Genomic DNA, 15,262 nt, shown 5'->3' with positions numbered 1-15,262 from the left:
GCGGCCAGATGGTCGCCCCGCTCTTTGTTCAACTTGATTTCCTAAGCGCACCGCGCCAGCGACAATCTGTCCGGCGGCACGCTGGTTATTTCACGTCCCACTCACAATCTCTCGCCGAGAACACCGTGAGCTTATTCGCATCATAACGTATCCCCGTCACATCTCCCGTTGAACGGCACGTTTCACCGATTTGTTGTCCGCTGATGATGTCGTACGGCGTGAAGGCCGATCCGCTCTGCGCAATCGCGAGGGTATTGTCGGGCGAAAGCCACACGCGTTCCGCCGAGCGAATTTGCATAAACGAATCGCCGCGCGGAATCGTGCGCTCGAAGAATCCGACGTTCACGAAGGTCAATGTGCCCGTGTTTTCCCAAACTCCGGCAATCGCGCAGGTTCTGCCGAATCCGTAGCCCTTTGACGACACGGCATATTGCTTCAAGCCGATCCGCTGGTCTTCGGGGAGTTTCGATTTCTCGTCGCATTTCTGACCTTTTTCCTTCAAGAGATCATAAAATGCGATGCGGCCGTTTGTGACTTTGCCGCAAATATTCCGGCACTCGATGGATGATTCGAGAGTTTGCAAAACTTCAAACTGTCCCGATTGCCGCACGACTTCGATTTCCAATTCGACTTCTACGGGATCTTTGATGTTGTAGGCCGTGGCTTGCAGTTTGATTTTGTGTTTGCCGCGCTTGGCCCAACCTAATTCGGGTTCGACATACACGGTTGCGACTCCGGGCGGGTTCAGAATCGCGGGGCTGACGGAGACGTTCAGCCACTCGGGAGTGTCTTTCGCGGGAGTAAGCTGAATGGCATAGTTCTGTCCGCTCTTCCACGACACGTTGACCTGAAATTCCTCTGAGGTTCCCCACTCGACTTGCATCTCGGAAAGTTGCGGTTCGACGATCAAGTCACTCTTTTGCGCGGTTCCGAAACCTTCGGGTGCGTTCTTGGGTCCCGTGCTTTCCGGTCCTTGGCATGCCCGAGATAACACGGACACCGCCAACAAAAATAGCGCGATAGTTTTCATGATGATGTGCTCTTTTTATGTGATGCGTTAGATTTCTGTATTAGATTGTGTTCCTATTGGGGCCCCAGAATGTCACGAGTGCTTCGATCTGGCGCCTTTCCGTTTAGGAGGTTTTCCGTTTGCTTGCGATACAGCTCGTAGTTTGCGTGTGCTTGAAAAGAAAACGGAACCGGAACATACCCATTGCCTTCAAAATAGCCATTGTACTCCCACGCACAATCAATAAATCTCAGTGCGGACTTGTGGTCCTTGATTGCCTCCGCCGACATCCAGCCGTAGACCATTGCGTCGGGAAAATAGTAATCTTGATTCGCGAGCGAATCTACAAGCGCAACTGCGCGCTCAAACTCTCCTTTATTTCGCAGGTCATGCAATTCATGCGAGAACCACTTCTCATAGTCGTCTCGTGTTTCGGGATGAACAACCTGAATAAACAGACTGTCGCTGACCGACCATCCGTCTGGGTCAGTGTATGAGGCAACAAGTCTCACATACCGGTCAACCATATCCTCGACTGCGGAAAACGTCCGATTTCTAACATACGCATAGGGTCGGATCAAACATGAGCGGTTGCTGTCCTCCATGCCCCTCTTTTGCCACCCTTGCAACTCTACAGCTTGCAAGATTGAATCCGTGGCCTCAAAGTTTTCATATGTTCCATTCAGATCAAAGGATGTCGCTGCAGTGACAGAGAGATTTCCCTTGGGGCTGTAAGCCTCAAAGCCGGTAGCGAATTCGTACACGTAGGCCATCGGGCGAAATTGCCACCAGAGTTCGGCCTGATGCACAAACCCCGGATAGGTTCGATAGACGGCGCGGTCTTCGACCATCTCAAAATTGTCGTCCAGAACCAGTCTCATGCACGGCAGTTCTTGCGGCAGCAGAGCATGGTGCAGCAGTTTCGCTCTTTCTATTAAGTAGTATCCTCGCTGTTCGGCCGGGTCCTCTGGATAAGGATTGGAGTTCCCTATACCCGGAAAACCACATCTCTCAATCTGTTCGCGAATAAACCCTGCTTGACGCCATCTTCGATCAAATTGAAGCAGTCCAAGCTCGGCGATCTCGGCAGATTCACCCGGCGAATAAGAAATCAGTGATTTATCAATGAGCCATCCTCGGTTTTCGGCTTCCCAGCCCAAGGTAACAATTCTCTTTTTGTCGCTATTGAGCTTTGCGGCGCTGATTTGCGAAACCAATACCGAAGTAGAATCTTCTCGAGTGCGCGGATTGCGAATCCAATATGCTTGCTCCGCAGCAGATGAGGTCGTCCAATCGGCGGAATGTTCGATCTTCAGTACCAACTTGTCTTCATCGCACTCTTCCGGCAGTTGGAAATGAACGTTGTAAGCGATTCCGGACTGTGAAAGCGGTCGGCTGCTGTCGTGCGTCTCCTTGAAACTTTCGCACAGGCAGTTCAAGTACCCATTCTTGTTCTTAGAAACTTCAGTCCACGAACTTCCGAGAACTTCCTGAGATTCATTTCGATTTGACAGCCCGATGCTCACAATTTCGAGATCGGTGGAATCAACATTGTTAGCGGCCTCGCAATAGCGCTCCACAGTCTCGCGGCTTTTGTTTTCCGGCGTGTCATGCAATGTCCAGAGGATTTCAATTGTGACAAATGACCCCGCAACCAACGTATCCGATTCCGAGGGTTTTACAATCGAGATTTTCCCGTCCAGCGGTTGTGCCTTTGCTGTCCCGCCGATTATTGCTGTGACAATCAGAATGAGAACGAAATGAGATGTCCGATCCGCTTTCATGATCGTATCCTTTCAGCCAGCGCTCTGATGTGTTCCGGCCCGATTCCGCAGCAGCCGCCGATGATGTCGGCGATGGCTTGAATGTTCGTCCCCCATTCGGCGAATTCTTCGGGTGTCATTTGTTCGTCGAGCGCGTTGGGATAGACGCCTATCTTGATTTCACCGTGCACGTGCATCGACAGATTCATGACGGCTTTTGCGGCGATTTGCGGCGAGGTGCAATTGATCAACACCGCAGCGGCGCCGTGCTTGACGACGTCGCGCGCGGCATCGCGTAATGAATCACCGTTCAGAAGTTCCGTAGGAGATTTCACGATGAACGACGTCCATACGGGAATGCGCGTTTGCCGAGCGAAGTGCGTCGCGATTTTCGCTTCACGCAAAGAGTTCTGCGTCTCGACGAGAATGATGTCGACTCCGGCATCGGCGAGTGACTGCGCGTTGTGGCGATGCTCGGCGTTCAGCACCAGATCTCCCGGCGCAAGTTCCGGGTGATAGCAATCTACCAAAGGCGCAATGGATCCCGCGACCAGCGCCAGCGTGGACGCTGGACCCAGTGACGCTGGCGCGTGTGCTTCAACTTTCCCCCTCGCTTTAGCGGGGGGGTTAGGGGAGGTAGTTGCATCCCGCGCCAACTCAACGGCTTTTCGAGTTAGCTCCTCGGCGCGATCCGCCATGCCTTTTTTCGACAGCGCCCATCTGGTCGTGCGAAACGTGCCGGCGGTCAGGACATGCGCACCTGCATCTATATATTCTCGATGCACCGCGCGGACGAGCTCGGGCGACTCCAAAATCGTTTCAGCCGTCCAAAGCGGCAACGAACAGGCAGCCCCGCGGCGCTCAAGCTCTGTCCCTAAGGCACCGTCGAGCAAAATCGGTCGCATCGTAAGACTCTGCACGGCTTGCGGAGTGGCCGCAGGGATTGCGCGTTTCAAAGCTGCTTAAGGTGTTGTTTTTATTGACAGGAATAGGGTTTGCAGGCCGGTTTTTCGGGGAAATGTGGCCTGTGAGTTACGCACATAACAAAAAGTGGCACATTGCTCCCCGCAGGTGAAATCCGTATCTTTAAGTACTTATCCTGCTCGAATTTGCCGAAAACAACTCAGAAAGGCAAGGTGGGGCATGCGACGGAATATTCTTGGGATTATTGTTGGGTTGGTGTTGGTGCTCTCTGTGGGTGCGTGGGGGCAGTTGCCTATTTATGAGCAGTGGAGACAAGAGTATCATATTGAAGCCAACTCCATCTCTGTTGTGATTCCTGCGAGGACACCGATAAACATGGAAGGTTTCTTTGCTTCAGTTCAATACTACGACAGATGGTACATGGGGCATGGCTACTACTCCTATAATGTCCGCGAGTACATATGCCATCTGGATTCATCTGGAATTGTGTGGCTACGACAAATCGAGAACTACCCACGGGACGGCGGCATTCCGGGGATGCCCTCCAATCCACTGCTACTTTCTGACGAAACTATTGTTGTACGCAACGCACAATCAGAAGTGATGCACTATACGCTCGAGGGTGATTCAATCGGATCTTTTGAAATCCTGCCCGACCCATGGGACCACCTAAGTCGTGGAATACTGCTTTCCACTTCGCGGGGGTTTATAACTGCCTCCGTTCTAGGGGTATATTCATACACAGATAGCGGAGTATTATTGGATTCTCTCGTGGTTCCCGATCTATATTCTTCGTTCAAAGATATTGAAAAAATCAGTGATAACTTGTTCTTTGTACTTTGTACCCCTGATAGCTACACGGTAACATATGTTGTTGATATCAATCTCACGGTGACTCAAACGGATACCGTGGCCACTGGTCTTTTCCCTGTAGCGGTCTGCAATGGCTCGTCGGGTGCTTTGTTTGTGACTGCGAGAAACATGCTGAACGATTCACTCGTTCTTCTTAGATTCTCTGAATCTGGTGAGTTTGAGTATCTACGAATGTTCTATGACAACCAACTTTTGTACATCGGTTCAGACTTCTTTTCAACTACGGCTGGTGTACTGTGCGTGCAAGTGAATCGAACCAACGGGCTCAAGCACTACCAGTTCTATAGTGAGGATTTGGAGAGTCTTGGGACATTAACCTTGCATGATGATGGCCATAGCTCAATAGCCGATGATGATGGGGGCATGTTGGTGTCGTCATGGGTTGGAACACATTTCTTTGTTACAAAATTTGGCACAACTCCTACACCTACAAACTCCACCCCCGCCCTCCCCAACAACATCGCTGTCTCCGTCTACCCCAACCCCTTCAACGCAACGACAACATTCAGCTTCGACTTACCCGGCGGAACGCCCGTCTCCCTCCGCATCTACGACACAACGGGCCGTCAAGTGGCCACAGTCATCGATGAGTTTCGTGATGCCGGGTCTTATACGACTTCGTTCGACGCGTCCGCTCTCGCGAGCGGAGTCTATTTTTACCGTTTTGACGCTTGGCAGTTTTCTCATTCGGGAAAACTCTTGCTTTTGAAATAGTCACACCGCATATATCTCTCATGTACCTGATTCCCGCACTACTACTCTTCTTAGCAACATCTCTGTTCGCGCAGCAGCCGACCATCAACGTCGACGAGCAGCTCGCGCCGTTCAGACAATACTACGAAACTCGCGAAGACTGGCCGCGTTCGCACGGTTGGAAACCCTTCAAGCGCTACGAATACGACGTGATTCAGCGCGCGTTTCCGGGCAATACGATTCCGGCGGGCGCGCGCTGGGAAGGCTGGCTCCAGATGCAGCGTATGCCGCGCGCGTCTCTCGACGAAAATTGGGTGAACCTCGGCCCCTTCAACCACGGCGGACGCACACGCGTGTTGAGATTTTATCCAAATGCGCCCGACACGATGTTCGCAGGTTCGGTGGGCGGCGGACTCTTTCGCAGCGACGACGCGGGAAGCAACTGGTATCCGTTCACAGACGCGCTGCCTAATCTCGCCATTGGCAGTTTTGAAATCTCTCCCTCCAATCCGAATATCATGTATCTCGGCACGGGCGAAGGTTATTTCAACGGCGACGGAATCTCCGGCGTCGGTCTTCTGAAATCCATCGACGGCGGACAAACGTGGCAAACGACGGGACTGAGCTATGAGTACTCGAGCGGCACAGCGATTCTGCGCATCAGCGTCGACCCGCGCAATGCCGACATCGTGCTCGCCAGCACGAACGACGGACTGTACCGCTCGACGGACGGCGGAGCGAATTTCACCCGCGTGCGCACGGGAAACATCAACGAACTGAAACGCGACCCGCAGCATCCCGACACATTGCTCTGTGCCGCGGGTTATCCTTATGGCTCGGCATTGAACGGAGTTTATCGTTCGACGGACAACGGCGCAACGTGGTTCAGCTCCAGCACGGGATTGCCCAATCCCACGGTGATCGGTCGTATTGTGCTTAGCTACTATCCCAACAACTCACTGATTGTTTATGCGGGAGTCAGCGGCGATTTCGATTTCAACGGTTCGCAGATGATCGGCGTCTATCAGTCGATTGACAACGGCGTGACGTGGACCCGCATGTCGCAAGACGGCGAGGATAGCCACTATGCAAGTCAGGGTTGGTACGACATGGCCATCGCCGTCGATCCCGACGATCCGTCCGTAGTTTTTAACGCGGGCTTGGACGTCTACCGCTCGGTAAACAACGGCGAAACATGGTCGCAGAAAACATGGTGGTACCATGGATTCGGAGACAGCGATTTTTCGCATGCGGACCACCACGAGCTTGTTTTTCATCCGACTCACACCAACGAACTTTGGGACGTCAACGACGGCGGTATTTTTGTTTCCTACGACAATGGCAACACGTGGAACGAAAAGAACACCGGCTACTGTACCTATCAATATTATGCGATGGGCAACGCCACGCTTGACACGGCCTTCGCGCTCGGCGGTTCGCAAGACAACGGCACCAGCGAATTTGACGGTGACGGCGAGTTCGACATGGTCTTCGGCGGCGACGGCGGATTTTGCGTGATTGATTATTCGGATGACGACACTTACTACGTCGAATATCAAAACGGCAACCGCTACCGCACAGACAATCACGGCGGGAGTTTTCATGAAATCAATCCGGGAATTACCGGCAGTGGCCCGTGGGTTACGCCGATCGTGCAAGACCCGTTTGAGCCAAATACCATTTACACGACCACCAGCAGCGGAGGATCGGGCGTTTGGATGTCGCCTAATCAAGGACGCAACAGCAGTTGGTTGAACCTCGGTTCGGTCGGCAGCGCCAATCAAGCGCTTTCCGCGTCGCCTGCGATGCCGGGACGACTGTACCTCGGCACAAACAGTAACGTGATGCGCTTTGACGTCGCCGATCAACAATGGGTAAACGTAACCGGAAATCTTTCGGGATCATATACGACTCGCGTGACTCCGGATCCCTTCGATCCGAACACCGTCTACGTCGCGAAGTCCGGCTACTCGAACGGTCACGTTTGGAAATCAGTGCAAGGCGGCACAGTGTGGACGGACATTACGGGCAATTTGCCGAATGTGCCTTTCCAAGACGTTGTCGTCGATCAAAGCGATCCATTGATCTTGTACGCCGGCGGAGATTTGGGAGTCTACCGCACCGTCAACGGCGGAGCGACCTGGGAAATTTTCGGCGAAGGTCTGCCTGTCGTGCGCGTGGACGATATGGAATTGCAAGCGCAAACCGGCATGTTGCGCATCGCCACTCATGGCCGCGGCATGTGGGAAGTCCCGACGGGAACACCGGGATTTACGCAGCTCTTTCCGAACGGTACGGAAGTTTTGGGAGTCGGCTCGACGATTACGATTCGCTGGTCAGGCGTCAGCGTCGGCGGAAACGTCCGGCTCGAATTGAGTCGCGAGTATCCGGACGGAACATGGGAAACGATCGCCTCCGATATTCCCAATAGCGGCACGCACTCGTGGACTGTTACGGGACCTGCCACAGATCACGCGCGCTTTAGAGTGACGCACATGACGCAGCCGGAGCTTTCCGACACCTCGAATGCCGACACGCGTATCGTCAATCCCGCTTTGAATCTATTGTCGCACCAAGACGGCAGCACGGTCTTAACGGGAACGAATGACACGATTCGATTCGAGCGAGTGCTCGCCGAGGGCTTGTTAACCATCGAACTGAATCTCGATTATCCAAGCGGCCCGTGGGAAGTGCTTACAAACAACCTTTCGACGCAGGAAATTTACGTTTGGCGAGTCCGGCAGCCCGGCGGAGATCGTTGCCGCTTACGCATCACAAGCAATGACGATCCGTCGTTGACCGATATGTCGGAAACGGACTTCGTCGTGCGCGCGCCGGTGATGACTTTACTGACTCCTGACGGCGGCGAAGTTCTGCGCGTCGGCGAACCGTATGAGGTCACGTGGAGCGCGGCCGAATATCCCGGAGGATTTCGCGTGCTGCTAAATCGCAGCTATCCTGACGGCAGTTGGGAACTCGTGTCACCGGGAACGGAGAACGACGGCAGCTTTGAGTGGACGCCAAACGGACAGTCGACGATGAACGCCCGTCTTCGACTCGCCACGACACTCGATCCGGTTGGCACATACATGGAAAGCTCTGCCGACTTTACGATCGACGCGAACACCGCTGCCGGTGAAGATTTCTTACCGACGGTATTCTACGTCAGCGACGCCTATCCAAATCCGTTTAATCCGACCACACGATTCACGATGGAAGTTCCGGCACGCACTTACGTTCTTGCGCGGGTTATGAATCAACTCGGTCAAACGGTGAGCACGCTTGTGGACGGTCCCCGAGACGCCGGACGGCACACGCTGACGTTCGACGGCGGCGCACTCGCATCCGGTCTGTATTTTCTGCGTGTTGAAGCGGACAACGTCGTCATCACCCGCAAGCTGACATTGTTGAAGTGATGATGCCACTCTCCACACGCGCGAAGAAGATCACCGCCGAACTGTTCAAGCTCTATCCGCAGCCCGAGTGCGCGCTGACGCACCGCAATGCGTTTCAATTGGCCGTGGCCACGATTCTCTCGGCGCAGTGCACCGACGAGCGCGTGAACATGGTCACCCCGGTGTTGTTCAAGCAATATCCAACGCCGAAAAAACTCGCCGCCGCCGCGCAGGAAGACGTCGAAGAAATTATTCGCAGCACGGGTTTCTTTCGCAATAAGGCCAAGAACATTTTGGGATTCGCGAACGCCATCGTGAAGGATTTCGGCGGTGAAGTTCCGCAAGAACTTGATCTACTTGTCAAGCTGCCCGGCATTGGCCGAAAAACCGCAAATGTGGTTTTGGGCACGGCCTTCGGCATCGCATCAGGAGTTGTAGTTGACACACACGTTACCAGACTTTCAAACCGCTTAGGACTAACCGAAAGTCAGGATGCCGTAAAGATCGAGCGCGATCTGATGAGCCTTCTGCCGCAAGCAGATTGGATCAACTTCTCCCACGCTGTCATCTGGCACGGCAGAAGAATTTGCAATGCCCGCAAACCTAACTGCGCCGACTGCACGCTGGCCAAGTTGTGCCCCAAGATCGGCGTGGAATAGATTTCTCGCCTTCGACAAAAGGAAAACCCCGGCTCATCACCGGGGTTTTTTCTTTTCCGATTCCTGCAGGGAACCGCGCTGACGCGCTTACTCCCTGCTCGGCGAGGCTTCTTATTGTTCCAAAATCTGCTTCGGTTTTTGCCCTTTGCTTGAGAGCGCGTACGACAATGCTTCGATTTCAATCGCCATGTTCTCGTTGCGCACGGCCACTCCTTTCGGCACGAAAATCGACACGGGAGCAAAGTTTAGAATTGCGCGAATGCCGGCCTCCACAAGCTGGTCGACGACTTTTTGCGCGGCATGAGCGGGCACGGCGACCACGGCAATCTTGATGCTCTCGGCTTCAATCACTTCCTTGGCCTTTGCGAAGTCCTGCACTTCCATGTCACCGACCGTCTGTCCGATCTTTTGCGAATCGCTGTCGAATACGACGCGGATGATGAACCCTTGCTCGGCGAATTGTTTGAAGTGCACGAGCGCGGTTCCGATGTTTCCGACGCCGACCAAGCAGACGTTCCACGTCCGGTGCAATCCTAAGATTTTGCTGATGGCGCGGTGCAAATCCACGACGTTGTAACCGAGTCCACGACGGCCAAACGCACCGAAAAACGAAAGATCTTTTCGCACCTGCGCTGCCGTTAGTCCGTTGTATTTTCCGATTTCGTCGGAAGAAATCGTCGTCTTCTCGGCGCTCAGCGCATTCTGGAGCGTACGGTAATATTTCGAAAGCCGTTTGACCGTCGCGTCAGACACGCGGTTCGACGGTTTAGGCTTACCGGTTTTCGCCTTCTTTTTGCGGTTCGCTTTGCTCTTTTTGATCTCTTGCTTAACGGCCTTTACGACAGCCATGTTCGTTCCTTACATTGCTCCCTTACCGGAAATCACCGCGGCGAGCGTCCGCAGCAGAATACGAATATCCAGCCACAGACTCCAGTTCTCTACATAGTAGAGGTCATATGCGGTGCGTTCTTCAATAGTCGTGTCACTTCCGCGAAAACCGTTGACGACCGCCCAGCCCGTCAATCCAGATTTCACACGGTGACGATCCAAATAGTTCGGAATATTTTCCGCGAACTTATATACAAACTCCGGTCGTTCCGGTCTCGGTCCGACCAGCGACATATCTCCTCTCAGCACACTCCAAAACTGCGGAATTTCGTCGAGCGACCAGCGGCGGAGAAACCGGCCGACTCTCGTAACGCGCGTATCGCCGCGCACAGCCCACACCGCACCGGTTTTGGCTTCGGCATCCGTCCGCATCGAACGGAACTTTATCATATCGAATTCGTTTCCGTCCATTCCCACGCGGCGCTGCTTGTAAAACAACGGTTTTCCGCTGTCAAGCAGCACTGCCACGGCAATAATGCCATACAGCCATGAGAAAGCAATGAGAAATAGCGCGGAGAAAACGAAATCCATAAGCCGTTTCACGACGTAGCCCGGACCGGCCATGGTCAGCGCGCGCAGTTTCAAGACCGGACGCCCGCCGATTTCCGTCACCATCACCCGCGATTGCATCATTTCGGCACCCAGCGGCACGAACAACAATTCGACCGGTGTGCCTTCCGCCGCACGCGCAACATCACTGATGAGTGATTCTTCATCAGGTGACGGGGCCAGCATTACGGCGTCCAATTCATGTTCTTGCCACAGATTTCTGAGCATATGCACGTCACCCAAACTCGGCCCCGCCGCAACGGGTGACGGTCCCAACGCTCCGACAAGTTCAAACCCGCGGCTTTGTTGATGCTGCAAGTTTTCCCACAGCCTCGCCGCTTCCGTTCCTGTTCCCCACACGGCGATGCGCTGCACACCGACTCCGCGTTTAAACAACGATCTCCTCATCCGCTGATAGATCGCCCGCGCAAAAATCAGCAGCGGCACCATCAAGGCAACGGTTAAGAGAAAGACCAATCTGGAGTAGCTGAACTCGCGGTAAAAGAAAATTCCCGCCATCACGAGTCCCATGCTCAAAATAGAACCGCGAATAATGCGGGCAATTTCGCGGTCAAGCGGCACTGCCGATTCGGTGACGTAGTGCCGCGAGGACCATCCGACCACCACATAGGTCAGACCAAGCAGTCCGCCGAACGACAAGTACTCGAACGCGCTTGGGACCCAGTACGAATGAAAGACTTCGTAAACGGGTCCGAAGAATCGAATGTAGAACGCGAGTATGGACGCGACCAACACGGCGAAGAAATCCATCGCACTGCCGGCCATCGGAAGCCAGAAACTCGTCAGAAGCGAGCGCTTCCGCGTCGAGCTTGCTGCGCCGTGTCCCTTTTTATCTTGCTGCACCGCGTTCATACTGTTCATTTCGGTGAAAGTCAAACTTTATGCCGACGTGTCGAGCTCAATCTCACTGTCGTCGTCTTCATTCACGATCTTTGCGACATCGCCGACTTTGTCTCCGTCATCCAAACGAATCAACCGCACGCCCTGCGTCGCGCGGCCCATCGTGCGAATATCTTTGACACTCTGACGAATCGCCACACCCTGTTCGGTGATGATAATCAAGTCGTCGCTGTCGCCGACTTCCTTCATGGCCACCAACGGACCCGTCTTATCCGTCGTCTTCAAAGCGAGCACGCCACCCGCGCCGCGTTTTGTCAAACGATATCCCGACACGTCGCCGCGTTTGCCGTAACCTTTTTCCGTAACCGTAAGAATCGTCGAGTCGCCGCGTACCACAATCATGCCGACGGCTTCAGCGTTGGGCTTCAGCAAAACCCCGCGCACACCCGTCGCCGTACGGCCCATCGCGCGCACATCGCTCTCATTAAAGCGCACAGCCTTTCCTTCCGACGTACCGATAATCACTTCGTTGTTGCCGTCGGTCAAGGCGGCGTCGAGCAGCTCGTCTCCGTCGGCGATGTTAATGGCGATAATTCCAGTCGAACGCGGATTCGAGAAGTCGGACAATGCCGTCTTTTTCACGGTTCCGCGCTTCGTGCACATTAGCACGTACTTGTCTTCCGCAAATTCCTTCACGGTGACGTAGGCGCGTACCTTTTCTTCGGCACTGCGTTCAATCAAGTTCACGAGCGCTTTGCCGCGTGTGCCGCGTCCCATCTGCGGAATCTGGTAAACTTTCAGCCAATAGCATTTGCCGCGGTCCGTGAAGAACAGAATATAGTCGTGCGTCGACGCAATAAACAACGTTTCGACGAAATCTTCTTCCTTCGTGGTCGCACCCTGCGATCCGCGTCCGCCGCGGCCCTGTTTGCGGAAACCCGAAACCGGGAAACGCTTAACATAACCCGAGTGCGAAATCGTGACAACCATCTCTTCCGGAGCAATCAAGTCTTCAATCGTCACCTCGGCTTCGTCTTCCACGACTTCCGTGCGTCGCTTGTCGCCGTATTTCTCTTTGATCTCTTCGAGTTCCTTTTGTACGACGGCCAAACGCAGCGCGCGGTTCTCGTCTTTCGCCAGCGGTTCCAGTTCGGCGATCTTTGCCTTGACTTCACGGATCTCGTCGGCCAATTTCTGGCGTTCAAGTCCCGTCAAACGCGCCAAACGCATATCGAGAATCGCTTTGGACTGTTTCTCTGACAACCCAAAGCGGTCGCGCAATTCCATCGCCGCAACTTCCGGCGACGACGACCCACGAATGATACTGATGACTTCGTCGATATGATCGACGGCGATCTGCAAACCTTCAAGGATGTGCAGTCTGTCCAGCGCTTGCTGCAGCTCAAAGCGAACGCGGCGCAACGTCACTTCATTGCGGTGTTCGAGAAACTCCGAGATCATATCGCGCAGTGTCAGCACGCGCGGCACACCATGCACCAGCGCAAGCATGATGACGCCGAAGGACTCCTGCATCGGCGTGTGTTTGAACAGCGACGCCATCACCACTTCCGGCACGGCTTCGCGCTTGAGTTCAATCACCAGCCGCATTCCGTCGCGGTCCGATTCGTCGCGAATATCCGCAATACCTTCGATTTTCTTGTCGTTCACCAAATCCACAATGCGCTCGATCAAGCGCGTCTTGTTGACTTGGTACGGAATTTCATTGACGACAATGCGCGTGCGTTGATTCGCCTTTTCCGGCTGCTCAATACTAGCCTTTGCGCGCACCACGATTTTTCCGCGGCCCGTCAAATACGCGTCGCGAATTCCCTGCTTGCCAAAAATGATTCCGCCTGTCGGAAAATCCGGCGCGGTCACGTATTGCATCAAGTCCGCCGCGGTCAATGATTCGTTTCCGATCATCGCAATCGCAGCGTCGCACACTTCCGTCAGATTGTGCGGCGGAATGCGCGTCGCCATACCGACCGCGATGCCATCCGATCCGTTGACGAGAAGATTCGGAAATTTCGCGGGCATCACCGACGGAATCTGAATCGACTCGTCGTAGTTCGGTACGAAATCCACGGTGTTCTTGTCGATTTCGGCGAGCATCTCTTCGGCGATGCGGTTCATGCGCGCTTCGGTGTAACGCATGGCCGCGGCGCCATCCCCGTCGACTGAACCGAAGTTGCCTTGTCCGTCGACCAGCGGATAGCGCAAGCTGAAATCCTGCACCATGCGCACCAGCGTATCGTAGATCGCTTGATCGCCGTGCGGATGGTATTTACCCATCACATCACCGACAATACGCGCGCATTTCTTATACGACCGTCCCGCGCCGAGTCCGAGTTCGAGCATACCGTAAAGAATCCGGCGGTGCACGGGCTTCAAGCCGTCGCGCACGTCCGGCAAGGCACGCGACACGATCACGGACATGGAGTAGTTGATGTACGAAGACTTCATTTCGTCTTCGACATTCACCGGGATGATTCGCGAGTCGCCGTTCCCGTTACCGGCCAATTGCAATTCAAGATTATCTTTGTCGGACATGTGCTGCTCTATTGTAACTCAATTACTCTCTTCAAAGGATTTACAATCATCTGAGAAACGCTGGACAACGTCTTAGCCATTCTCTACCGTTCTCGCCCAAACAATAAAGTCCGTGACGATCGGTTCAAGCCCTGCAGAGCGGAACATTACGGCAATCTGTCCGCGATGGTGACACGAGTGGTTATGAAACTGCGTGAGAATATCCGTCGCGCGGAAAGTAATCGGTTCACCCTTAATGGAAATCACTTCAACCATGTGCTCCGTGACCGGGTCTGGCAGCGCGTTCAGATATTTGCTCCATTCGCGCGCACCCTTCTCGATTATTTCAGGCAGTTTTTCCGCGTCATAAATCGGCCACCACGCTTCGAGGGGAATCGTTTCGCCGTTGATCCGCCGCATCCAAAGTTCCGGCGCGGCGCAGATATGCGCAAATGCGTTGCGTGCCCTTTGTGCGACACTGGTTTCTTTTTCGAGAGCCTTCAGAAGCGTGTGATTCGCCCACGCTTCATGTGCCAAGAGTCTCAAAAGATACTCGCGCAACTTCTACGTCCCTTCCAGATAGTCATACCACGAGAAACCCTTCGCGGTCACGTCCTTCACACGCATCACAATCTGTCCCGTGTGGTATGCGAAGTGCGCGATAGAATGGTGCGTATTCAGAAAGACCACTACTTCCTTATTTTGAATCACGCGCGTCTCCAGCAGCTCGGACGGATTAAGCGTCGCCAAAACGCCGCACGCTTCCTTCACCGTCTGCTCAAGATCGGCCAGCAGCACACCCTTCGTGGGCGTGAGCATTTCATCAAAATTCACATGAAACTCTTGCGACCGTTTCCGCACGTCCGGCACACCGCCGCAGCCGGAAATGATGTGCTGCCGGATATTCCCCGCCAAATGCAAGAGCAAATTCCCGATCGAATTCGAAGCTGGATTGGGCCGCGCCCAAACCTGCTTTTCATCCAATCGATTCACCGCCTCTTCAATTTGTCGGAAATATTCTTTGAGCAAGAATTGGCTGTCGCTCAAAAACAGCTCTAAAGGATTTTCTTTCATCCCTTATCCTTCCCTCGCGGCGGCACCCGCTGCGGGTGCCCCACC

Annotated in this window: 11 protein-coding genes; 3 read left to right on the top strand and 8 right to left on the bottom strand. The window is 54.0% G+C overall.

Features of this window, described 5'->3' with window-relative positions; all coding sequences use genetic code 11:
• Nucleotides 1-85: 85 nt before the first annotated feature.
• Genes H6507_09725 through H6507_09715 form a run of 3 tightly spaced genes read right to left on the bottom strand, consistent with a single transcriptional unit; the run spans nucleotide 86 to nucleotide 3,728 of the window.
• Nucleotides 86-1,030 carry a hypothetical protein gene (locus tag H6507_09725; protein MCB9369373.1) on the bottom strand — a complete coding sequence of 315 codons (945 nt, stop codon included), beginning with the start codon at nucleotides 1,028-1,030 and terminating at the stop codon, nucleotides 86-88.
• A 53-nt stretch (nucleotides 1,031-1,083) separates the two neighbouring features.
• Entirely contained in the window at nucleotides 1,084-2,793 is a 1,710-nt protein-coding gene (locus tag H6507_09720; GenBank protein ID MCB9369372.1) for a hypothetical protein, read from the bottom strand.
• Nucleotides 2,790-3,728 carry a homocysteine S-methyltransferase family protein gene (locus H6507_09715; protein ID MCB9369371.1) on the bottom strand — a complete coding sequence of 313 codons (939 nt, stop codon included), beginning with the start codon at nucleotides 3,726-3,728 and terminating at the stop codon, nucleotides 2,790-2,792. The genes H6507_09720 and H6507_09715 overlap by 4 nt, the downstream gene beginning before the upstream one ends.
• A gap of 187 nt (nucleotides 3,729-3,915) precedes the next feature.
• Here H6507_09715 and H6507_09710 point away from each other — a divergent pair, with 187 nt between their 5' ends.
• From H6507_09710 to nth, 3 genes are read left to right on the top strand one after another with little or no spacing between them, the layout of a single operon-like run.
• The gene (locus H6507_09710) at nucleotides 3,916-5,283 is read left to right on the top strand and encodes a T9SS type A sorting domain-containing protein (protein MCB9369370.1); all 1,368 of its coding nucleotides are present in this window, start codon (nucleotides 3,916-3,918) and stop codon (nucleotides 5,281-5,283) included.
• Between the two features lie 20 nt (nucleotides 5,284-5,303).
• A complete protein-coding gene (locus H6507_09705) occupies nucleotides 5,304-8,678 on the top strand; it encodes a T9SS type A sorting domain-containing protein (GenBank protein MCB9369369.1) in 3,375 nt (1,124 codons plus the stop codon).
• Nucleotides 8,678-9,316, top strand: coding sequence for an endonuclease III (gene nth / locus H6507_09700; GenBank protein MCB9369368.1), 639 nt, complete (start codon nucleotides 8,678-8,680; stop codon nucleotides 9,314-9,316). The genes H6507_09705 and nth overlap by 1 nt, the downstream gene beginning before the upstream one ends.
• A gap of 111 nt (nucleotides 9,317-9,427) precedes the next feature.
• On the opposite strand, the gene H6507_09695 is transcribed toward nth, so the two are convergent.
• From H6507_09695 to H6507_09675, 5 genes are all read right to left on the bottom strand, one after another.
• Complete coding sequence (locus H6507_09695) at nucleotides 9,428-10,165, bottom strand: redox-sensing transcriptional repressor Rex (protein MCB9369367.1); 738 nt, start codon at nucleotides 10,163-10,165, stop codon at nucleotides 9,428-9,430.
• Between the two features lie 9 nt (nucleotides 10,166-10,174).
• Complete coding sequence (locus H6507_09690; GenBank protein MCB9369366.1) at nucleotides 10,175-11,650, bottom strand: sugar transferase; 1,476 nt, start codon at nucleotides 11,648-11,650, stop codon at nucleotides 10,175-10,177.
• 3 nt (nucleotides 11,651-11,653) lie between these two features.
• Complete coding sequence (gene gyrA, locus H6507_09685; GenBank protein ID MCB9369365.1) at nucleotides 11,654-14,164, bottom strand: DNA gyrase subunit A; 2,511 nt, start codon at nucleotides 14,162-14,164, stop codon at nucleotides 11,654-11,656.
• 72 nt (nucleotides 14,165-14,236) lie between these two features.
• Nucleotides 14,237-14,689 (bottom strand): hypothetical protein, encoded by a 453-nt coding sequence (locus tag H6507_09680; GenBank protein MCB9369364.1) that lies wholly within the window; start codon nucleotides 14,687-14,689, stop codon nucleotides 14,237-14,239.
• 18 nt (nucleotides 14,690-14,707) lie between these two features.
• On the bottom strand, nucleotides 14,708-15,217 hold the full coding sequence (locus H6507_09675; GenBank protein ID MCB9369363.1) for a DUF1572 family protein: 510 nt from the start codon (nucleotides 15,215-15,217) through the stop codon (nucleotides 14,708-14,710).
• Between the last annotated feature and the right edge of the window lie 45 nt (nucleotides 15,218-15,262).

The sequence above is a fragment of the Calditrichota bacterium genome (genome assembly GCA_020637445.1).
GTDB lineage: Bacteria > Electryoneota > RPQS01 > RPQS01 > RPQS01 > JABWCQ01.
This window is presented reverse-complemented; position numbering and strand designations above follow the sequence as displayed.

Bases quoted from the DNA above. Each gene is read 5' to 3' on its own strand.
- H6507_09725 (MCB9369373.1), bottom strand. From the start codon at position 1,030: ATGAAAACTATCGCGCTATTTTTGTTGGCGGTGTCCGTGTTATCTCGG.
- H6507_09720 (MCB9369372.1), bottom strand. From the start codon at position 2,793: ATGAAAGCGGATCGGACATCTCATTTCGTTCTCATTCTGATTGTCACA.
- H6507_09710 (MCB9369370.1), top strand. From the start codon at position 3,916: ATGCGACGGAATATTCTTGGGATTATTGTTGGGTTGGTGTTGGTGCTC.
- H6507_09705 (MCB9369369.1), top strand. From the start codon at position 5,304: ATGTACCTGATTCCCGCACTACTACTCTTCTTAGCAACATCTCTGTTC.
- nth (MCB9369368.1), top strand. From the start codon at position 8,678: ATGATGCCACTCTCCACACGCGCGAAGAAGATCACCGCCGAACTGTTC.
- H6507_09695 (MCB9369367.1), bottom strand. From the start codon at position 10,165: ATGGCTGTCGTAAAGGCCGTTAAGCAAGAGATCAAAAAGAGCAAAGCG.
- gyrA (MCB9369365.1), bottom strand. From the start codon at position 14,164: ATGTCCGACAAAGATAATCTTGAATTGCAATTGGCCGGTAACGGGAAC.
- H6507_09675 (MCB9369363.1), bottom strand. From the start codon at position 15,217: ATGAAAGAAAATCCTTTAGAGCTGTTTTTGAGCGACAGCCAATTCTTG.